Here is a 19,246-nt window from a genome sequence, read left to right as displayed (position 1 = left end):
AGCGGACAGTTGTTCCCCGTGAGCGGGGCGGATGGCCAGACTGTGGACCGACCCCGTCCCGACCAGTGAACTGAGCCTGTCCATGTCCCGGACCTCCGCGCCGCCCCCCACGGACGCCGCCACCCCCACCGCCGACTCCGCGCTCACCCACGGACTCAAGCAGCGCCATCTCTCGATGATCGCCCTGGGCGGTGTGATCGGCGCCGGGCTGTTCGTCGGTTCGGGTGCGGGCATCGCGGCGGCCGGCCCCTCCATCGTCATCGCGTACGCGGTCTCCGGGCTGCTGGTCATGTTCGTGATGAGGATGCTCGGAGAGATGTCGGCGGCCGATCCCGCGTCCGGCTCCTTCTCCGTCCACGCGGAACGGGCGATCGGCCCCTGGGCGGGTTTCACCGCCGGGTGGTCGTTCTGGGTGCTGCTCTGTGTCGCCGTCGGCCTGGAGGGCATCGGCGCCGCGCAGATCGTCACGGGCTGGCTGCCCGGTACACCGGAGTGGGCCTGGGTCGCCCTGTTCATGGTGATCTTCCTCGGCACGAATCTCGCCGCCGTGAAGAACTTCGGTGAGTTCGAGTTCTGGTTCGCCGCGCTGAAGGTCGTCGCGATCACGCTCTTCCTGGTGCTCGGCGTCCTCGCGATCCTGGGTGTGCTCCCGGGCACCGACTCGCCCGGCACCTCGAACCTCACCGGGGACGGCGGCTTCATGCCGCACGGCTCCGAGGGCCTCATCATCGGACTGCTCGCCTCCGTCTTCGCGTACGGCGGCCTCGAGACGGTCACCATCGCGGCGGCCGAGTCCGAGAACCCGGTGCAGGGCGTCGCCAAGGCGGTGCGTACGGCGATGTGGCGTATCGCCGTCTTCTACATCGGCTCGATGGCGGTCATCGTGACCCTCGTGCCGTGGGACGACCCGAAGGTCGCCGAGGTCGGGCCGTTCTACGCGATGCTCGACCACCTGGGCATCAGCGGTGCCGCGGAGATCATGAACGTGGTCATCCTCGTCGCCCTGCTCTCGGCCATGAACGCCAACATCTACGGTTCCTCGCGCATGGCCTGCTCCCTCGTCGCCCGCGGCCAGGGCCCCAAGGTGCTCGGCAGGATCTCCTCGGGCGTCCCGCGCAACGCCGTGCTCGCCTCCTCCGCCTTCGGCTTCCTGTGCGTGCTGCTCAGCTACTGGCGTCCGGACGACGTCTTCCCGTGGCTCCTGAACATGATCGGCGCGGTGATCCTCGTCGTCTGGATCTTCATCGCCGTCTCACAGCTGATCCTGCGCAAGCGGCTGGAGCGCGAGGCCCCGGACCGGCTCGTCGTCCGGATGTGGCTCTTCCCGGTCCTGACGATCGTGGCGCTCGCGGCCATGGCCGGCATCTTCGTCCTGATGCTGCGGCAGCCGGACACCCGCGACCAGCTCCTGGCGACCGGAGCACTGACCGCGGTGCTGGTCGTGACCGGCCTCGTGCGGCAGAAGCGGGCGGAGCGCCGGGCGCCCGCCGAGAGCTGAGCGCCCGGCCGGGCCCGCCGGACCCAGGCCCTGCCCGCCACGGAAGTGCCGCCCCGCGTGGCCGTCATCCGAGGACGAGCTCCAGCAGCGGCAGTTCGCGCCCCGGGATCGAGCCGGAGGGCGTGGCTCCGATCCGGACGGCGCCCATCGCCGTGTAGAACGGCTCGGCGTGCGGGTCGGCGTCGATGGTGAGCCGTACGAAGCCCAGTCGGCGGGCCTGCGCCATGGTGTGCTCGAACAGGAGCCGGCCCACGCCCCGGCCGATGCTGTCCGGCTCGACGAACATCATGGCGAGCGCGCCCGCGGGCGGTTCCCCGGACAGAGTGGTGAAGCCCAGGACGCGGCCGTCCTCCTCCGCGACCACCGCGCGACCGCCGGCCGTGTCGCCGGGACGGACCGTCAGCTCGTCGCGGCAGGAGGCCATGAACGCCTGGTCGTAGCCCCAATGGGCCTTGGAACGCAGGGCCAGGCCCGTCAGCACGGCGGCCTCTTCGGGCCGCCCCGGCCGAAGCTGCATCGCAGGTCTCCTCCTCGACTACCAACGACCTTACCCACGACCGCACATGAGGCGGTCCTGCGCTTTGCGCCCTGTCGTGCTTCGGTGGTTGCTCCCGTCCGTCCACCGAGGAGCCCGCATGGCTTTCCAGCACCCGCGCCGCCGCTCGATCCTCCTTGCCACCGCTGCGGTCTCCGCCGCCGCGGCGGCTCCGGCCACCGCGTCCCAACCGCAGGAGAAGCGCGGAGGCCCGCTCGTCATCGGCCACCGGGGCGCCGCCGGGTGGCGGCCCGAACACACCGCGTCCGCATACACGTTCGCGGTGCGGGCCGGGGCCGACTGGATCGAACCGGACCTCGTCCCGACGAAGGACCACGTCCTGGTGGTGCGCCACGAGAACGAGATCTCCGGCACGACGGACGTGGCCGCCCGTGCGGAGTTCGCCGGCCGCCGCACGACGAAGACGGTGGACGGCCGCGCCGTCACCGGCTGGTTCACCGAGGACTTCACCCTCGCCGAGCTGAAGACGCTGCGCGCGGTGGAACGGCTGCCCCTGGTCCGCAACCGCAACACGGTCTTCGACGGCCGCGAGCGGATCATGACCTTCCAGGAGGTCGTCGACCTGGCCCGGGCCCTGTCGAAGGAGCACGGCCGCCGGATCGCGGTCTTCCCGGAGACCAAGCATCCGACGTACTTCCGCTCGGCCGGCCTGCCCCTGGAGCCGGAACTCATCAGGCTCGTACGCCGCAACCGGCTGACGGCCCGCGACTGCGTCGTCCAGTCCTTCGAGCCGTCCAGCCTCCGCGAGGTGGCCGCCGCGCGCCTCGGTCTCCCCCTCTGGCAGGCGCTGGGGACGAGCGGCGGACCGTACGGCCACCCGGTGACCTACGAGGAGATGAGGACGCCGGCGGGGCTGCGCGAGATCGCCTCGTACGCCGGGTGGATCGGCCCCGACAAGTCCTCGCTGGTCCCTCCGCTCACCCTTCTGGAGGACGCGCACGCCGCCGGGCTGAAGGTCGGGGCCTACACCTTCCGCGCCGAGAACCAGTACCTCCCGGCCGAGTACCGGAAGGGCACCGCGCCGAACGACTTCGGTGACGCGTTCGCCGAGTACGCCTTCCACTTCGGCCGGGGCGTGGACGCGGTCGTGACGGACTTCCCCGATCTGGCGGCGATCGCCCGCGACGCCCTGCGGTCCTAGGGCGAACGGCTGATCACCTTCGGGCCCTCCTCCTGCTAGCCTGCAATTGCGAAGGACATGCAATAACCACCAGTTAGCAGTTGGAGGGTTCGACCCCATGGCCACGTACACGCTTCCGGAACTCCCGTACGACTACGCGGCGCTCGAACCGGTCATCAACCCGCAGATCATCGAGCTCCACCACGACAAGCACCACGCCGCGTACGTCAAGGGTGCGAACGACACCCTGGAGCAACTGGAAGAGGCACGGAGCAAGGACGCCTGGGGCGCGATCAACGGCCTCCAGAAGAACCTCGCCTTCCATCTCTCCGGCCACATCCTGCACTCGATCTACTGGCAAAATATGAGCGGCGACGGCGGTGGCGAGCCCCTCGCGGCGGACGGTGTGGGTGACCTGGCCGACGCGATCGCGGAGTCCTTCGGTTCGTACGCCGGCTTCAAGTCCCAGCTGACGAAGGCCGCGGCCACCACGCAGGGCTCCGGCTGGGGCGTCCTCGCGTACGAGCCGGTCAGCGGCAAGCTGATCGTCGAGCAGGTCTACGACCACCAGGGCAACGTCGGGCAGGGCTCGGTGCCGATCCTGGTGTTCGACGCCTGGGAGCACGCCTTCTATCTGCAGTACAAGAACCAGAAGGTGGACTTCATCGAGGCCATGTGGCGCGTCGTCAACTGGCAGGACGTGGCGAAGCGCTACGCCGCCGCCAAGGAGCGCGCGGACGTGCTGCTGCTGGCTCCCTGACCTGACGGAGCGAACCGAGCGTCCTGCCTCGTGATCGTCTTCTCAACCTTCACCCGGCAGGCGGATCAACGGAGAACCCCCGCGAGGACATGACTCGCGGGGGTTCTCCCATGTCCGGGAGATCATCGGATCCGGAAGACGGACCCGATGAACTCGGCGAGCAGCCGCTCCTTGAGCGCACCCGGCAAGGCGTCCAGCAGGACGAGTACCGGAGCCATCCGGCCGGGCAGTCCGGCGCCCTCGCCGAGTCCCGCGAAGGCGAGGACGCCGGCCACCTCGTCCGGACCGAGGGCGTCCGGATCGAGCCCGGCCGCGAACGAGGCGAGGTCCGGGTCGACCGTCACCGGCTCCAGGGCGCGGGCCTTCGCCAGGGCGGTCCCGAGGTCGCCGAGCAGGGCGTCGACCTGGCCGACCGTGGCGGGGGTGAGCGTGAGGTGGAGGTTGGGCGGCAGGCCGTCGAAGGAGAGCTGCGGCTGGAGGTACCAGCCGAGCTCGCGCATCTCGTCGGCGAGGTGGAGGAGCAGGCTCAGGTCCGGGGCGGCCCCGCCGTCCTCCCCCGCGACGGTGAACGCGACGAGCCCGGCGGCGGGGTCACCGAGGACCCGGATGCCGTCGGTGGACCGCAGCCCGGCGAGCAGCCGGTCCGACGCCTCGGCGACCCGCCCGGCGAGGGCGGTGTACCCCTCCTCGCCGACGTGCTGGAGGACCGCCCAGGCCTGGGCCAGCAGACCACCGGACTTGGTGCCCTGCACGGTCGGGTTGACCACGGGGTAGCCGGGCCAGCCGGCGTGCGCGAAGTACTGGTGGCGGCGGAGCTCCGCGTCGCGGTAGAGGACCACGGAGGCGCCCTTGTCCGCGTACGCGTACTTGTGCAGGTCGACCGAGAGGGAGGTGACGCCGGGCACGGAGAGGTCGAAGGGCTCCACCTCACGCCCCGCACGCCGCAGATAGGGCAGGATCCAGCCGCCGATGCAGGCGTCCACGTGGCAGAGCACCCCGCGTGCGGCGGCCGCCGCGGCGATCTCGGCGACGGGGTCGATCACTCCGTGGGCGTACGAGGGGGTGGAGGCGACCACCAGGGCGGTGCGGTCGGTGAGCGCGGCGGCCATGGCGTCGGCGTCGGCGCGGAAGGTGGCGGGGTCGACGGGGACGACGACCGTCTCCACGCCCAGGTAGGCGGCGGCCTTGTGGAAGGCCGCGTGGGCGGTGGACGGCAGCACCAGCTGGGGTCCGGTGATCCCGCGTACCGTCCGGGCGTGGTCACGGGCGGTCTTGACGGCGAGCAGGATGCTCTCCGTGCCGCCGCTGGTGAACGTCCCCTGGGCACCCGGCGCGCCGAGCAGTGCGGCGGCGGCTCCGACCACGTCGTTCTCGAGCCGGGCCACGCTGGGGAAGACCGTGGGGTCCAGCCCGTTGACGGTCGCGAACGTCGTGTACGCCTCGGCGGCCAGCTCGTCGAGGCCGTCGAGACCCGCGTCGTAGACGTAGGCGAAGGTGCGGCCCCCACGGGTGGGCGCGTCCGTCCGGCGCAGCGCGCGCAGTTCGGTGAGCACGTCGGCGGCGGCGCGGCCTTCGGGCAGGGCGGGGTCAGTCGGCACGGGCGGGCTCTTCCTGGAGGGGACGGGAGGCGGTCGGTGTCTCGCGGTAGCGGTGCAGGAGCAGGAGGCTCGCCGCCGCGAGCACGGCGGGCAGGAGGCTCATCCCCGCGGTGATGCCCGTCAGTGCCGCGTCCGGCTGGTCCACCTGGTGCGCGGCGTCGGAGGAGCGGAATCCGGTCACGGCCAGGACGAGGGCGAACAGCCCCGCGCCCAGGGCGAAGGCGAGGGTCTCGGCCGCCGTCCACAGCCCGGTGAAGGTCGCGGCCCTGCGCCGGCCGGTGGTGACGGCGTCGGCGGCCAGGGTGTCCGCGAGCATCGTCAGGGGGAGCAACTGCAGCCCGGCATAGGCGATTCCGACGAGGACGACCGCCGCGTACCCGACGGCGGGGCCGACTGCACCGGTGAAGGCGAGGAGCAGAGCGCCGGCCGTGTAGAGGAGCGACGCGCACCATTGGGCGTACCTCACACCCTTGTGCCGGGCCAGCCGGTTCCACAGCGGCATGAAGAGGACCAGCGGGCCGATGAGGCAGGCGAACAGCGGGGTGACGGCGCCGGCCGAACCGAGGGTGTACGTCGCGAAGTACTGGACACCGGCGAGCATCACGCCGATGGCGAGGGCCTGCAGCGTCCACATGCCGGCCAGATACAGGAACGGCGTGCTGGAGCGGGCGGCGGCGAGCTGGGCTCGCAGGGAGGGTTCGGCCTCACTGCGGGCGGCCTCCGGGGCGCGGCGGGTGGCCGCCCACGCCCCGAACATGCCGAGGGCCAGCAGCACGGCGACGGCCGCGCCCATCAGCCGGTAGCTCTCCGGGGTGTCTCCGTCGGCGTGCGCGATCGCGGGGGCCAGCGCCCCGGACAGCAGGATCGCGACGCCGAGGAATCCCACCCGCCAGCCGAGGACCCGTCCGCGTTCGTGCGGGTCGTCGGTCATCTCGGCGGGCATGGTCACGTACGGCACCTGGAAGACGGCGTACGCGGTGGCGGCGAGCAGGAACAGGACGGCGACGTAACCGGCTGCCGGGGCGCCCCTCAGCGGCGGCGCGGCGAAGATGAGAGCGAAGAGCGGCGGCAGGGTGCAGGCGCCGATCAGCAGGAACGGCCGGCGTGGCCCGCCGCGCAGCCGGCTGCGGTCGGAGAGCGCGCCGACCAGCGGATTGATCAGGACGTCCCAGGCCTTGGGCAGGAAGACGGCGGCGCCCGCGACGGCGGCGGGCACGGCGAGGACGTTGGTGAGGTAGTAGAGCAGGATCAGCCCCGGCACGGTCGCGAAGGTGCCGGTGCACAGCGAGCCGAGCCCGTACCCGATCCGCACGGTGCGCGGCAGGGGTGGGGTCGCGTGGTGATCGGAACCGGCCGCTGACATGGCCAGATCCTGAACGATGTTCATCTTTTCGGCAAGCCCCTGACCGCGCGGAAACATGACCGCCGTGCCGCGCCGGACGGGGCGGACCCGGTGCGGGATCCGCCCCGGGCCCGCCGCTCCTCCGGACCGTTCCCCGGGCGTCACCGGCGCCCCGGGAGGGTGTGGGTCAGGCAGGCCCGCCGAGGACGTCGCAGCTGAGTCCCGGCGCCGGCCCGGAGTCACCCCGGACATGGCCGTCACCCAGCAGCACGTACTGCGTGGTGGTCAGAGCCGTCAGGCCCATCGGTCCACGGGCGTGCAGCTTCTGGGTGGAGATTCCCAGTTCCGTCCCCAGGCCCAGTTCCGCACCGTCTGCGAGCCGGGTGGAGGCGTTCACCGCGACGACCGCGGTGTCCAGCGCCAGGGCGAACCGGCGGGCGGCCGCCTGCGAGTCGGTGACGATCGCCTCCGTGTGGCCGCTGCCGTGCAGACGGATGTGGTCGACGGCTTCCTCCAGCGACCCGACCACGGCCGCCGCGATGTCGAGGGAGAGGTACTCCCGCCCCCAGTCCTCGTCCGTGGCGGGCACCACCGCCGTGCTGTACGCCCGCACCCGGTCGTCGCCGTGCACCGTCACCTGCCGGCCGGCCAGGGCCGCCAGGGCACGCGGCAGGAAGACCGGCGCCACGGAGGCGTGGACGAGGAGGGACTCCGCGGCGTTGCAGACGGAGGGCCGCTGGGTCTTGGCGTCCAGCAGGACGGCGAGGGCCATGTCCGGATCGGCGTGCTCGTCGACGTAGACGTGGCAGTTCCCCACGCCTGTCTCGATCACCGGGACGGCGGCCCGGTGCACGACGCTCCGGATCAGCTCCCGGCCGCCACGGGGGACCAGGACGTCCACCAGGCCGCGCAGGGACATGAGTTCGTGCACCGACTCGTGTGTCGTCCCGGGCACCTGCTGGACTGCGTCGACCGGGACCGCGGTGCCGGACAGGGCCTCCCGGACGACGTCGATCAGCGCGGCGTTGGTGTGCCGGGCGGTCGAAGAGCCCCGCAGCAGAGCCGCGTTGCCGCTCTTCAGGCAGAGCACCGCCGCGTCGACGGTCACGTTGGGACGGCCCTCGTAGATCATGCCGACCACGCCCAGGGGCACCCGGATCCTGCGCACCTCCAGGCCGCTCGGCGCGACGTGGCCGTCCACCGCGCTTCCCAGCGGATCCGCCTGCCGGGCCACTTCGCGGACCATGTCCGCCAGTGCCGCGACCTGCTCCGCACCGAGCACCAGGCGGTCGAGCACCGATTCCGGCTTCCCGGCGGCGCGGGCCGCCTCCAGGTCCCGGTGGTTCGCCGCCCGTATCTCCTGGGTGCGGGCGGTCAGCCGGGCGGCGATCGCGGCCAGCGCCGCGTCGCGCTGCGCGCCGGAGGTCGTGGCCATGCGAGTGGCCGCGGACCGGGCGGCGAGTGCCGCTTCCCGGACCGTTCCCGCGGCCGAGGACGTACACACCGGGTGCCGGGCGTGTACGGCGCCGGAGGTGGTCGGAGCTTCCATGCCGTCTCCTGATGCTCGTGCTGCTGTGAGGGATGAGGGACCGGATGCCCCGGTCGGCTCATCAGGTGGCACGCGGCCGTTCCCGCGCGCCGGCCGCGGCCCGGGGTTCACCGCGCCGGTTCCTTCTCCCGTTCGAGTCTGCGGATGCTGCGGGTGATGCCGCGTACCGAGGACAGCCCGTCGAGCTCCGCGAAGACCGCGGCCAGGGCGGCGTCCGAGGCGGGGTGGGTGGAGACGGTCAGCTGGGCCATCGTCTCCACACCCTCCTGCCTCACCGTTCCGAGCGACACCCCGTGTCGCGCGAAGACGGCGCTCACCCGTGACAGCACTCCGGCCCGGTCCTCCACGAGCATGCTGACGACGTGACTCGTCGCCACCTGGGCGTGCGGGCGGACGGGCAGGCGTGCCGAGAAGGCCGGCCCGCGACCGGCCGTCCCGTTGACCCGGTTGCGGCAGACCTCGACGAGGTCGCCGAGCACCGCGCTGGAGGTCGCGGCCCCGCCGGCACCACGGCCGTGGAACATCAGCTCCCCTGCCGCCTCCGCCTCGACGAGGATGCCGTTGTACGCGCCCCGGACGGAGGCCAGCGGGTGGTCGAGCGGGAGCAGCATGGGGTGGACCCGCGCGCAGACGCCCTCGGCGGTGCGGTCGCAGATCCCGACCAGCTTGAGCACGCACCGGTCGGCGCGGGCGTGCTGGATGTCGCTCGGTCTGATGTGGGCGATGCCTTCGCAGTGGACGTCGGCGACCGGCAGTTCGGTGTCGAAGGCGAGCCGGGTGAGGACCGCCATCTTCGCCGCGGCGTCCGCACCCGAGACGTCGGCGGTGGGATCGGCCTCGGCATAGCCCAGCCGCTGGGCTTCGCGCAGGGCTCCCTGGAAGGTCCCGCCGGACGTGGTCATCCGGTCCAGGACGAAGTTGGCCGTCCCGTTCACGATGCCGGTCACCCGCCGGACGCGGTCCCCTGCCAGGGACTGGCGCAGCGGGCGGAGCAGCGGTACGGCTCCCGCGACGGCGGCCTCGTAGGACAGCTCCACGCCGTGCTTCTCCGCGGTGCGGTGCAGGTCCACCCCGTCCCGCGCCATCAGGGCCTTGTTCGCGGTGACCACCGCGGCACCCGATTCCATGGCCGCGACGGTCAGTGACCGGGCCGGTTCGACGCCGCCGATCAGTTCGATCACCACGTCGATGTCGCCGCGCGAGACGAGCGCCGACGCGTCCGTCGTGACCAGTCTCCGGTCGATGCCCGGCAACTCGCGCCGGTTCCGCACGGCGACGCCGACGAGCTGGACGGGCGCGCCGATCCGGGCGGCCAGTTCCTGGGTGCGCCCGGTCAGGGCGCGGGCCGTCTCGGCACCCACGGTGCCGTGGCCGAGCAGGGCGATGCGCTGGGCCGATGGTTTCATCCGGTTCTCCCCCGTTGATTCCGCATGGTCGTGCGTCCCGTGTCCGTCAGCCGGCGGCGGCCTGCTCGGTCACCTTGCCGTCCTGGTCACCGGCGTCCCGTACGGCGGTGTCCGCCCCGTCGTCGTCCGTGCGTGCCCTGTATCGCTGGAAGACCTTCGCGCCGAGGACCAGGGCGGCTGGCAGTACGAGGTACCAGCCGAAGAAGCAGAAGACGACGAGGACGGCGGCGAGGGAGACCACGGCACCGGCGCGGCCGAAGGTGCTGCCGCGGAGCAGCTTGACCGCGGCGGACAGCCCGGCGATGTAGACGGCGACGAAGCAGGCCGACGCGGCCGTCATGATCGGGTCGAGCCGGATGTCCAGCACGGCGGCGGCTGCCAGGAGGACCGCGGTCAGCGAGGCGAGGACCAGCAGACTGCGCCGGGGGATCTCACCGGCGCCGTTGCCCTTGCCCAGCCGGCGGGGCAGGTCCCCGTCGCGGCCGAGCGCGGCGCCGAGCCTGGAACCGCCGGCGATGTAGGCGTTGACCGTGGCGAAGGTGAGCAGGGCGGCGGCCACGGCCGTCACGGCGCTCGCCGAGCTGCCGATCCCGCGTTCCAGGAGGAGGGTCAGCGGTACCGAGGAGCGGTCGGGGCCGGAGCCCAGCACCGCCATCGAGGTGGTGGCCACGCCGAGGTAGAGGACCGCGACGGTGACGACGGTCAGCGCCGTGACGACGGGGAGCTGCCGGCGTGGGTCGGAGAACTCCCCGGACAGGTGGGAGACGGCCTCCCATCCGGAGAAGGCGAAGAAGAGCAGCGTCGCCGCATGGCCTACCGCGAACCAGCCGTGCGGGGCGAAGGGGGTGAAGTGCTCCGCCCGGGAGTCCGGCGCGGCGACCACGACGGCGGCGACCATCAGCGCGGCGAGCAGGCCGACGAGCAGCAGCTGCAGTCCGCCGGAGAGCTTCAGTCCGAGCCAGTTGCTCACGTACGCCGCCAGCAGCAGGACCGCCGCCACGCCGAGCGACATCGGATAGCCGCCGCCGAGGGCGTCGGCGACGTAGGAACCTCCGACGATGGCGGCGCTCGCGGTGCCCACCGGTACGGCGAAGTAGAAGAGCCATCCCACCGGGGCCGAGGTGCGGGGGCCGAACGCCTTGGCCGCGAACGTGGCCACGCCACCGCCGTCGGGATAGCGCATTCCCAGGGATGCGAAGGCGCCGGCGATCGGGACGCAGAACGCGACCATCAGGGCCCAGGCGACCAGGGACGCCGGGCCTGCTTCACGTGCGGTCAGTGCGGGCAGGGCGAGGACTCCGCCGCCGAGGACCGCTCCCACGTACAGCGCGGTCCCCTGGGCCACTCCGATGCGGTGGCTGGAACTCATGATTTCTTCCTCTGGGTTCGGGTGGTGGGAAGCAGGGATCTCACCGGGGCACCAGCCCGTCGTGCCGCGACCGGCGCCGGGTGCCGAGACGTCCGAGGAACTCCTCCGACGCGCGCAGGAAGGAAGGCACGTCCAGCAGGAAGGCGTCGTGCCCGGTGTCGTCGGCGTCGTTCCTCAGATGACGGGCGGCCTGGCCCCTGGCCGCGAGCCCGGCCTGTATGTGCTCGCTGTGTGCCGGTCCGAAGAGCCGGTCCTGGGTGAAGCTGTAGAGGAACACCTCGGGGGGTGGTCCGGCCTGGCGTGGCCGGCCGGCGCCGGCGAAGGCGTCGAACCGGTCCATGGCGCCCAGCAGACGGAGGTAGCTCTCGGCGTCGAAGCGGCGCAGGAACTTCTCCGCCTGGTGCTCCAGATAGCCCTCGACCGCGTAATCGCCGCGCTCCGGGGACGGCGGGTGGCGGCGGGTGCCGGCTCTGCGCGGCGCACGGCCGAACTTGCGTTCCAGCGAGCGCTCGGACAGATAGGTGAGATGGGCGATCATCCGGGCCGTCCCCAGCCCGGACCCCGCTCCCGGGCCGGGGTGCCCCCTGTCGTTGCGGATGGCGTGGCGGGCGACCGCGTTCCACGCGAGGTTGTCCGCGCTCTGCCGTGCGGTGGCCGCGACGACCATGAATCCGTCCGCGTCCTGCGGGTACCGCAGCAGCCACTCAAGGGCCTGCATGCCCCCGAGCGACCCTCCGACGACCGCGTGCAGACGCGTGATGCCCAGGCCGGCGAGCAGCTCACGGTGGACCGTCACCATGTCGCCGACCGTGACTTCTGGGAAGCGTGCCCCCGTCGGCGCCCCGCCGGGCCCGGGCAGCCAAGGACCTGTGGTCCCCGCGCAGCCGCCCAGTACGTTGGCGCAGATCACGAAGTAGCGGCTGGTGTCCACAGGCCGGCCCGGCCCCACCATCGTCTCCCACCAGCCCGGCACGTCGTCGGAGTCGTGCCGGGCGACATGGGAGTCGCCGGTCAGCGCGTGGCAGATGAACACCGCGTTGTCCCCGGCGCTGTCGAGCCGTCCGTACGTCTCGTACGCCACCTGAACCGTGTCGAGGCTCTGCCCGGAGGCCAGGAGCAGCGGACGGTCCGGCGGGAAGGGTGCGGCGAGCGACACGTGCCCGCTGCTCGGTGCGGGCCAGTCCAGGAACACCAGATCTCTCCCTCCTTGTGGGCCTGCCCGGGTCAGACGGCGGCCAGGGCCTGTTCGAGGTCGTGGACGAGGTCGTCGGGGTGTTCCAGACCGACGGCCAGCCGGATCGACCCCTGGGTGATGCCGGCGCCCAGCAGGTCCTTCTCGGGCAGGTGGGCGTGGGTGGTGGAGGCCGGGTGGGTGGCGAGCGAGCGCACGTCACCGACGTTGGTCACGTGCGAGAACAGCTTCAGCGCCTCGATGAACCTGGCTCCGGCTGTCCGGCCGCCCTTCAGCTCCACCATGACCATGGGCCCGAACTCCCCGCCCAGATAGCGCTTGACCTGCTCGGCCTCGGTGCCTTCGGTGAGGCTCGGGTGGCGTACGAGGTCGACCTTCGGGTGGCCCTGGAGGAACTGGGCGACGACCAGGGCGTTGGCCGCGTGGGCGGGCATGCGCAGCGGCAGGGTCTCGATGCCCTGAAGGATCAGGAAGGCGTTGAAGGGGCTCATGCACAGGCCGAGGTCGCGCAGCAGGGTCTCGCGCGCCTTGAACAGATAGCTGCTGCGACCGCGTGTGTCCGGGAGCTTGCGGCACTCTTCTCCCCACACGACGTTCCCGTAGGCGGGGTCGGGCTTCGTCATCTGGGGGTGGCGCGGGGAGTTGTCCCAGTCGAAGGTGCCACCGTCCACGATGATCCCGCCGATCGCGGATCCGTGGCCGCCGAGGTATTTGGTGCCGGAGTACACCGTGACGGCCGCGCCGTGGTCGAAGGGACGGCAGGTGAACGGCTGAAGAGTGTTGTCCATGATCAGCGGGATGCCGTGCCGCTCCCCGATCTCCGCGACCTCCGCGATGGGGAAGATCCTCAGGCGCGGATTCGGCAGCGTCTCGCCGAAGTAGAGGCGTGTCCGGTCGTCGGTCGCGTCGTCGAAGTTCTTCGGATCGGCGGGGCTGACGAACCGCGTCTCGATGCCGAGCCGTTTGAGCGTGGCGCCCAGGAGACTCCAGATGCCGCCGAAGAGCTCGTTGGAGGAGACGATGTTGTCCCCGGCCTCGACGAGGTTGAGGATCGCCAGGGTCACCGCCGCGTGCCCTGACGCGGTGGCCAGTCCGGCGACACCTCCGTCGATCTGGGCCATGCGCTCTTCCAGCACGTTGAGGGTCGGGTTTCCCAGCCTGGTGTAGGCGTGGCCGTTCCCCTGGAGTCCGAAGAGGCCGGCCGCCATGTCCGCATCAGGGAATTCGTAGGCGGCGGTCATGTAGATGGGCGTGATGAGCGGCGGGTTGACACCCATGCGGACGTGGCGGCCGCCCTGGATCGTCGCCGACTCGCGTCGGGCGTAGCCGCGTTCGCCGAACAGCTCTTCTTCTTCGGTGGACAGCACGGAAGCTTCCTTCGTGTCAGGGGGCAGGACGGGTACGGAGGACGGACGGTCCGGGCGGCCGCATGAGCGGCCTCAGAAGTGGTGGGTGGGCCGGTAGTGCTCCTCGAGCCGGTGGTTCAGCCGTCGCAGCAGGCCCGAGACCGCCCCCAGGAAGCGGCGCAGGGCGCCGGGGCGGGTCACGCCCCCACCGCCCTGGCGTGCAGCGAGGTCACCGCACGGCGGGCGGAGTCGATGGCTCCGGCCTGCCAGCCGATGTGATGGGTCAGCCAGTCGCCGGCGAAGTGGACACGGCCCGCCGGCCGGTTGAGGAGGCTGTAGGCGGTGTCCGAGTCTTCGGGCCACTCGATCCAGCCGCCCTCGATATGGGGTATCCGGTGCCAGGCGACGGCGAATCCGCCGGAGAGCTCCGTACGGTAGGAACGACCGTGGATGCGTTCCCCGAGGGCCACGGCCCGGGCCATCCGCTCGGCCGGCCGCAGCCTGCCGAACTCCAGGGCGTCGTCCCGGTAGTGGTAGTAGCCGACCACCACTCCGCGCTTGCCCTGGTAGCCGTGGGACGGGTACCAGACATGGGTGAGGGGGAGGTCGGTCTCGGTGATTCCGCCGTAGATCCGGTGGTCCTCCTCCCACCAGCGGCGCCGGTACTCCAGGCCCAGCTTCCCCACCGCCAGCGGTGCCGGACGCTCCAGCGCCGACTGCACCTCGGCCCCGAGGTTGTGGGTGGTGCGCGCCAGGACGTGCGGCGGCAGTGCGGCCACGCAGAAGTCGGCGCGCTCGGCGAGGTTCCGGCCGTGTGAGTCCGTGTAGCGCACCTCCACACCGGTGCCGCGGTCCACGATGCCGTCGACCGTGGCCCGGTAGCTGATGCGCGCGTCGCCGATCCGCTCCACCAGGGCCTGCGCGATCCGGTCCATGCCGCCGACCGGCTGGAACATCATCATCGCCTGGAGGTAGTCGAACTCGAAGGAGATGTACCGTCCGGTGCCCTGCGCGAAGACCTCTCCCATGGAGGGCGGCGCGCCGTAGAGGACTCCGCTGTCGTCACCGGCGCCCGGCGGTGTGCGGTAGCCGCGGCGCGTGCTGCCGCGGTACGCCCAGCCGTCCGCCCGCCCCCCGATGTCGCCGAAGTCCTCGGCGAAGGCGAGCAGCCGCTCCCGGTCGTCGCCCGTCAGCTCCTTGTCGAGCGCGTTCCTGTCGACGGCCTTGGCCAGCAGTTCCGAGACGTAGCCGTAGGTGTCCGCCTTGGCCGTACGGTGCCGGACCGGTGCGCCCACCTTGTCCAGGTAGACGTAGGCGTCGGCGTTCTGGTTGGCGAACGGTTCGATGGCGACGCCGAGTTCGCGGCAGTAGTCGAGAGTGACCATGTGCTGCGCGATGCGCGCCGGTCCGGCGTTGAGGTACTCGCCCTCCGAGAACCCGGCACGCTGGACCTCACCGCCGATCTCACGCTCCTCGGTGCCCCTGCGGACGGTCCAGTTGCGGCCTCCGGGACGGCCCTTGGCCTCCAGGACGCGGCAGTCGTAGCCGGCCTTGCCGAGTTCGTACGCCGCCGTGAGGCCCGCGACGCCCGCGCCCAGGATGATGACCCGCCCCGGCCCGCGCCCCGTGAAGTCGCCCCGGCGGGGCGGCGAGAACGCCGCCCCCGGCTCCGCGGCCCCCGCGGCCGGGGCCAGGCCCAGCGCACCCATCGCCGCCCAGAGCGCCCCGGCCCCGCCCGCGGCTCCCACCGACTGCAGGAACCTCCGTCTGCTCTTACCGGTCTCGGTCACTGCGCCTCCGACTCGTGTGTGCCGGAGATGCCCGGCCTGTTGCGTGACATGGGCAAGCCTCGGGGCACGACAGGGGCCGGCGGGATGGCCGCCCGGCCGCTCTTCGGACGTGGCCGTGTGGGGCGCCGACCGGCCACTGCCCGGACGGCCACCCCGGAAGACCGGCCGAGAGGAGCTCCTTGGCGCGGGGTCCGCGGAGGAGGGTCGAAGGCCTACCCGACAGGCAGTCCCGAGAATCAGGCAGGCGACCCGATGAGCGATGTGTACTCCATGGACCCCCGGACCGGAGTGACGATGGAGATGGTGGCGGAGGACTCGGACGGCCCTGCCGTCTCCCGTGTCTGCCTGGCCGCCGCCGAGGCCGCGGAGGGACTCGCCGCGCTGGGGCTCGACGGCCGGGCGGATCTGCTGAGGCGGATCGCGTACGAACTCGAGAGCGACGGCACCACTCTGGTGGAGACCGCGGACCGGGAGACCGCGCTGGGAGCGGAACGCCTGACGGGTGAACTGGCCAGGACATGCGCACAGCTGCGCTTCTTCGCCGACGTACTGCACGAGGGTTCCCACGTCGGCGCGACGATCGACCACGCGGATCCCGCGGCCGTTCCGCCGCGTCCCGACATGCGGCGCATGATGCTGCCGCTCGGCCCGGTCGCCGTCTTCGGGTCCAGCAACTTCCCGCTGGCCTTCGGAGTCGCGGGCGGGGACACCGCGTCGGCTCTCGCCGCCGGCTGCCCCGTCGTGGTCAAGGCCCATCCCTCGCACCCCGCGACCTGCCTCGCGGCGTTCCGCGCGGTCACGCGGGCGGTGGCACACGCCGGCGCGCCCGTCGGGACCGTCGGCATCGTCTGGGGGTTCGACGCCGGACGTGCCCTGGTCCTCGACCCCCAGGTGAGAGCGGTCGGCTTCACCGGTTCCCTCTCGGGCGGCCGGCACCTGCACGATCTGGTGGCCTCGCGTCCGGAGCCGATCCCGTTCCACGGCGAGCTCAGCAGTCTCAACCCGATCTTCGTCACGCCCCGCGCGGCGCGCGAACGGGCCGAGGACATCGCGCGGGGCTTCGCCCAGTCCTTCTCGTTCGGGCACGGTCAGGTGTGCACCAAGCCCGGACTGCTCCTGGTCCCTGCCGGTGAGGACGGAGCCGAGCTGCGCGCCGCGGTGGCGAGGAGCGTGACCGAACTCGCCCCCGCCTGGCTTCTGAACGACGGGATCCGCCGCGGGTTCCTCGAAGGCGTGCGGCGGCTGTCGTCACTGCCCGGGGTGACGGGCCTCGTCGAGGGCTCGGCGACCGACGAGGAGCGCGCGGTCCGGGCCGTCCTCCTGACCGTCGAGGCCCGGCAGCTGCTCTTCGTGGAGTCACCGCTGCTGGAGGAGTGCTTCGGGCCCTTCGTCGTCATGGCCGAATACCAGGGTGTCCAGGAACTCACGGCGGTGGCCGACCGGCTCGGCGGACAGCTCTCGGCCGCCGTTCACTCCGCGGGCTCCGTGGACGCCGCGGACCCGTCGGACGACGAAGCCGCCCTGGCCGCGCGGCTGCTGTCCAGGCTCGGACGCACGACCGGCAGGATCGTGTGGAACGGCTTCACCACCGGTGTCGCCGTCGGCTGGGCCAGCCACCACGGCGGCCCCTATCCGGCCACGACCTCCCCCGAGCACACCTCGGTCGGCGCCGCCTCGATCGCGCGCTTCCTGCGGCCCGTCTGCTACCAGTCGATGCCTGACGCGCTCCTCCCCGCCGAGCTGCGCGACGCCAACCCGCTGGGTCTGCCGCGCCGTGTGGACGGCCGTGTCCACGTGGAGTGACCGCCGCCCCCGATTGTAGAAAGCGCTTGCGCCCGCCTTCCCCCGAGGCGAAACTGATGTCCCGTGCGTTCAACGGCGGACCGGTCCGCAGGGCCGGTCCGCCACCGCTGAGTCGCCCGGTCGACGGGTGTCCGCTCGGCCGGTCAGCGGAAGCAGACGTCTAGGGGGACCACTGCCATGCCCGCTGCCGCCATCACCGTTGCCGTGCTGACCAGAAGCGAAGCTCTCCGCGTCGGTGTCCGGACGTTACTGGACCAGACGCCGGGCGTCGCGTCCGTCCGCGACTTCGCGTACGAGCCGGAGACCGCCGCGGCCATCGATTTCAGCGATGTCGGGGTCCTCCTGCTGTCCTGCCCCCGGGAGGACTGGGCGCGCCGGACGGCCAACCGGGCAGGCGCCGAGGGTGCGAAGGTCCTGCTGGTCCTGGACGAGCAGATGGCCGCCTCACCCGACTCCCTCACCGGGGTCGCCGTGCACGGCATCCTGCTGAAACACGCGCTGTCGGCGGAGGCGTTCACGCTGACACTGCGGGAGATGAGCGCCGGGGGCTTCCCCATGCCCGCCGAGTTCTCACGGAGCCTGCTCAGACGCTCCACCGATCCTTCGGCCGGCAGGCGGGGGCACGTCGCCGTACTGACGTCCCGGGAGCAGGAGACGCTGGTGCTGCTCGTGGAGGGCCTGAGCAACAAGCTGATCGCGCGGCGGCTCAAGATCTCGGAGCACGGCGCCAAACGGCTGGTCGCCAACATCCTGGCCAAGATGAACTGCCCGAACCGTACGCAGGCCGCGGCCGTCGCCGTACGCGAGAGCCTCGTCCCCGAGCAGCGGCCGGTCCCCTCGGGGCAGTGGTAGGCGCCCTGAACGGCCGGTGCGGTGGCCGCGCGTCCCGTTGCCCGGTGTGACACTGGCGGTATGACGGAGAGTGCACGGCAGACGGAGCGGCGCTTGGAGCAGGCGGTCCTGGAGCTGCTGGAGCGCCGGGGACCGACCGCGACGATCTGCCCCTCCGATGCCGCGAGGGCGGTGTACGAAGGGGACGACGAAGGCTGGCGAGCGCTCATGGAGCCGGCCCGCCGCGCGGCCCGGCGGCTGGTCACGGCCGGCGAGGTAGAGATCACCCAGGGCGGCCGCCCCGTCGGGCCGGAGGACGCCCGCGGTCCGATCCGCATCCGCCGCGCCCCCTGATCCGCCGGTGCGGGCCCGGAGCCCGCACCGGCGGAAGGGGTCTTGCGCTGCTGCCGGTCGGGTCAGTCGAAGACGGGGCCCTGGGTGCGGGTCCGCTTGATCTCGTAGAAGCCGGGGATCGACGCCACGAGCAGCGTGCCGTCCCAGAGCTTCGCCGCCTCCTCGCCCTTCGGGGCGGGAGTGACGACCGGGCCGAAGAAGGCGATCTGCTCGCCGTCGGCGCCGGGCACGGCGATGACCGGGGTGCCGACGTCCTGGCCGACCTTGTCGATGCCCTCCTGGTGGGAGGCGCGCAGCTCCTTGTCGTACGCGTCGGAGTCGGCGTACTCCAGCAGTTCGGCCGGCAGGCCGACGTCCGCCAGGGCGCCCGCGATCGCCTCGCGGGTGGGGCCCTCGCCGTTGTTGTGGATGCGGGTGCCGAGGGCCGTGTACAGCGGGCCGACGATCTCGTCGCCGTGCTTCTGCTGAGCGGCGACGACCACACGGACGGGCGCCCACGCCTTGGTGCGCATCATGTCCTGGTACTCCTCGGGCAGCTCGTCGAGCCTGGGCTCGTTGAGCACGGCCAGGCTCATGACGTGCCAGCGCACCTCCACGTCGCGGACCTTCTCCACCTCCAGCATCCAGCGGGAGGTCATCCAGGCCCAGGGACAGAGCGGGTCGAACCAGAAGTCGGCCGGGACCTTGCCGCCGGTCGTGCTGTTCTCGGGCATGTCTCTCCTCATGAGGTCG

The 19,246-nt window shown here is 72.0% G+C and carries 16 protein-coding genes; 6 read left to right on the top strand and 10 right to left on the bottom strand.

The window, feature by feature from the left end; all coding sequences use genetic code 11:
• Positions 1–82: 82 nt before the first annotated feature.
• Positions 83–1,498 carry an amino acid permease gene (locus ACIRJR_RS11015; protein WP_403778693.1) on the top strand — a complete coding sequence of 472 codons (1,416 nt, stop codon included), beginning with the start codon at positions 83–85 and terminating at the stop codon, positions 1,496–1,498.
• Positions 1,499–1,562: 64 nt separating this feature from the next.
• Here the strand turns inward: ACIRJR_RS11015 and ACIRJR_RS11010 are convergent, their stop codons facing one another.
• Positions 1,563–2,015 carry a GNAT family N-acetyltransferase gene (locus tag ACIRJR_RS11010; RefSeq protein ID WP_403777214.1) on the bottom strand — a complete coding sequence of 151 codons (453 nt, stop codon included), beginning with the start codon at positions 2,013–2,015 and terminating at the stop codon, positions 1,563–1,565.
• A gap of 118 nt (positions 2,016–2,133) precedes the next feature.
• Here ACIRJR_RS11010 and ACIRJR_RS11005 point away from each other — a divergent pair, with 118 nt between their 5' ends.
• Both ACIRJR_RS11005 and ACIRJR_RS11000 read left to right on the top strand, forming a co-directional pair.
• Positions 2,134–3,195: a glycerophosphodiester phosphodiesterase family protein gene (locus ACIRJR_RS11005; protein ID WP_403777211.1), complete on the top strand. Its 1,062-nt coding sequence runs from the start codon at positions 2,134–2,136 to the stop codon at positions 3,193–3,195.
• A 97-nt stretch (positions 3,196–3,292) separates the two neighbouring features.
• On the top strand, positions 3,293–3,934 hold the full coding sequence (locus tag ACIRJR_RS11000; RefSeq protein ID WP_403777208.1) for a superoxide dismutase: 642 nt from the start codon (positions 3,293–3,295) through the stop codon (positions 3,932–3,934).
• 122 nt (positions 3,935–4,056) lie between these two features.
• Here the strand turns inward: ACIRJR_RS11000 and ACIRJR_RS10995 are convergent, their stop codons facing one another.
• The 8 genes from ACIRJR_RS10995 to ACIRJR_RS10960 form a co-directional block, all read right to left on the bottom strand.
• Positions 4,057–5,532 (bottom strand): pyridoxal phosphate-dependent decarboxylase family protein, encoded by a 1,476-nt coding sequence (locus ACIRJR_RS10995; RefSeq protein WP_403777205.1) that lies wholly within the window; start codon positions 5,530–5,532, stop codon positions 4,057–4,059.
• Positions 5,522–6,895, bottom strand: coding sequence for an MFS transporter (locus tag ACIRJR_RS10990; RefSeq protein WP_403778690.1), 1,374 nt, complete (start codon positions 6,893–6,895; stop codon positions 5,522–5,524). The genes ACIRJR_RS10995 and ACIRJR_RS10990 overlap by 11 nt, the downstream gene beginning before the upstream one ends.
• Before the next feature lie 166 nt (positions 6,896–7,061).
• The gene (locus tag ACIRJR_RS10985) at positions 7,062–8,423 is read right to left on the bottom strand and encodes a glutamate-5-semialdehyde dehydrogenase (RefSeq protein ID WP_403777202.1); all 1,362 of its coding nucleotides are present in this window, start codon (positions 8,421–8,423) and stop codon (positions 7,062–7,064) included.
• A 107-nt stretch (positions 8,424–8,530) separates the two neighbouring features.
• A complete protein-coding gene (locus ACIRJR_RS10980) occupies positions 8,531–9,829 on the bottom strand; it encodes a homoserine dehydrogenase (RefSeq protein WP_403777199.1) in 1,299 nt (432 codons plus the stop codon).
• A 46-nt stretch (positions 9,830–9,875) separates the two neighbouring features.
• Positions 9,876–11,198, bottom strand: coding sequence for an APC family permease (locus ACIRJR_RS10975; protein ID WP_403777196.1), 1,323 nt, complete (start codon positions 11,196–11,198; stop codon positions 9,876–9,878).
• Between the two features lie 40 nt (positions 11,199–11,238).
• Entirely contained in the window at positions 11,239–12,390 is a 1,152-nt protein-coding gene (locus tag ACIRJR_RS10970) for a homoserine O-acetyltransferase (protein ID WP_403777193.1), read from the bottom strand.
• Positions 12,391–12,422: 32 nt separating this feature from the next.
• Positions 12,423–13,757: an O-acetylhomoserine aminocarboxypropyltransferase/cysteine synthase family protein gene (locus ACIRJR_RS10965; RefSeq protein WP_403777190.1), complete on the bottom strand. Its 1,335-nt coding sequence runs from the start codon at positions 13,755–13,757 to the stop codon at positions 12,423–12,425.
• A 176-nt stretch (positions 13,758–13,933) separates the two neighbouring features.
• Positions 13,934–15,445 carry a flavin monoamine oxidase family protein gene (locus tag ACIRJR_RS10960; RefSeq protein WP_403778687.1) on the bottom strand — a complete coding sequence of 504 codons (1,512 nt, stop codon included), beginning with the start codon at positions 15,443–15,445 and terminating at the stop codon, positions 13,934–13,936.
• Positions 15,446–15,778: 333 nt separating this feature from the next.
• Between ACIRJR_RS10960 and ACIRJR_RS10955 the strand changes: the two genes are divergently transcribed.
• The 3 genes from ACIRJR_RS10955 to ACIRJR_RS10945 all read left to right on the top strand — a co-directional run bounded on the left by ACIRJR_RS10955 (position 15,779) and on the right by ACIRJR_RS10945 (position 18,514).
• On the top strand, positions 15,779–17,329 hold the full coding sequence (locus tag ACIRJR_RS10955; protein ID WP_403777187.1) for an aldehyde dehydrogenase (NADP(+)): 1,551 nt from the start codon (positions 15,779–15,781) through the stop codon (positions 17,327–17,329).
• 177 nt (positions 17,330–17,506) lie between these two features.
• Positions 17,507–18,181: a response regulator transcription factor gene (locus tag ACIRJR_RS10950; RefSeq protein WP_403777184.1), complete on the top strand. Its 675-nt coding sequence runs from the start codon at positions 17,507–17,509 to the stop codon at positions 18,179–18,181.
• A 60-nt stretch (positions 18,182–18,241) separates the two neighbouring features.
• Entirely contained in the window at positions 18,242–18,514 is a 273-nt protein-coding gene (locus ACIRJR_RS10945; protein WP_403777181.1) for a DUF3253 domain-containing protein, read from the top strand.
• Positions 18,515–18,576: 62 nt separating this feature from the next.
• Here ACIRJR_RS10945 and ACIRJR_RS10940 read toward each other — a convergent pair whose 3' ends face one another.
• Positions 18,577–19,227: a DsbA family protein gene (locus ACIRJR_RS10940; RefSeq protein ID WP_403777179.1), complete on the bottom strand. Its 651-nt coding sequence runs from the start codon at positions 19,225–19,227 to the stop codon at positions 18,577–18,579.
• Between the last annotated feature and the right edge of the window lie 19 nt (positions 19,228–19,246).

This window comes from Streptomyces sp. NPDC102402, assembly GCF_044765765.1.
GTDB lineage: Bacteria > Actinomycetota > Actinomycetes > Streptomycetales > Streptomycetaceae > Streptomyces.
This window is presented reverse-complemented; position numbering and strand designations above follow the sequence as displayed.

Coding starts and splice junctions, on each gene's coding strand:
- ACIRJR_RS11000 (WP_403777208.1), top strand. CDS start 3,293: ATGGCCACGTACACGCTTCCGGAACTCCCGTACGACTACGCGGCGCTC.
- ACIRJR_RS11015 (WP_403778693.1), top strand. CDS start 83: ATGTCCCGGACCTCCGCGCCGCCCCCCACGGACGCCGCCACCCCCACC.
- ACIRJR_RS10950 (WP_403777184.1), top strand. CDS start 17,507: ATGCCCGCTGCCGCCATCACCGTTGCCGTGCTGACCAGAAGCGAAGCT.
- ACIRJR_RS10960 (WP_403778687.1), bottom strand. CDS start 15,445: ATGGGTGCGCTGGGCCTGGCCCCGGCCGCGGGGGCCGCGGAGCCGGGG.
- ACIRJR_RS10980 (WP_403777199.1), bottom strand. CDS start 9,829: ATGAAACCATCGGCCCAGCGCATCGCCCTGCTCGGCCACGGCACCGTG.
- ACIRJR_RS10975 (WP_403777196.1), bottom strand. CDS start 11,198: ATGAGTTCCAGCCACCGCATCGGAGTGGCCCAGGGGACCGCGCTGTAC.
- ACIRJR_RS11010 (WP_403777214.1), bottom strand. CDS start 2,015: ATGCAGCTTCGGCCGGGGCGGCCCGAAGAGGCCGCCGTGCTGACGGGC.
- ACIRJR_RS10940 (WP_403777179.1), bottom strand. CDS start 19,227: ATGCCCGAGAACAGCACGACCGGCGGCAAGGTCCCGGCCGACTTCTGG.
- ACIRJR_RS11005 (WP_403777211.1), top strand. CDS start 2,134: ATGGCTTTCCAGCACCCGCGCCGCCGCTCGATCCTCCTTGCCACCGCT.
- ACIRJR_RS10955 (WP_403777187.1), top strand. CDS start 15,779: ATGAGCGATGTGTACTCCATGGACCCCCGGACCGGAGTGACGATGGAG.
- ACIRJR_RS10990 (WP_403778690.1), bottom strand. CDS start 6,895: ATGTCAGCGGCCGGTTCCGATCACCACGCGACCCCACCCCTGCCGCGC.
- ACIRJR_RS10945 (WP_403777181.1), top strand. CDS start 18,242: ATGACGGAGAGTGCACGGCAGACGGAGCGGCGCTTGGAGCAGGCGGTC.
- ACIRJR_RS10985 (WP_403777202.1), bottom strand. CDS start 8,423: ATGGAAGCTCCGACCACCTCCGGCGCCGTACACGCCCGGCACCCGGTG.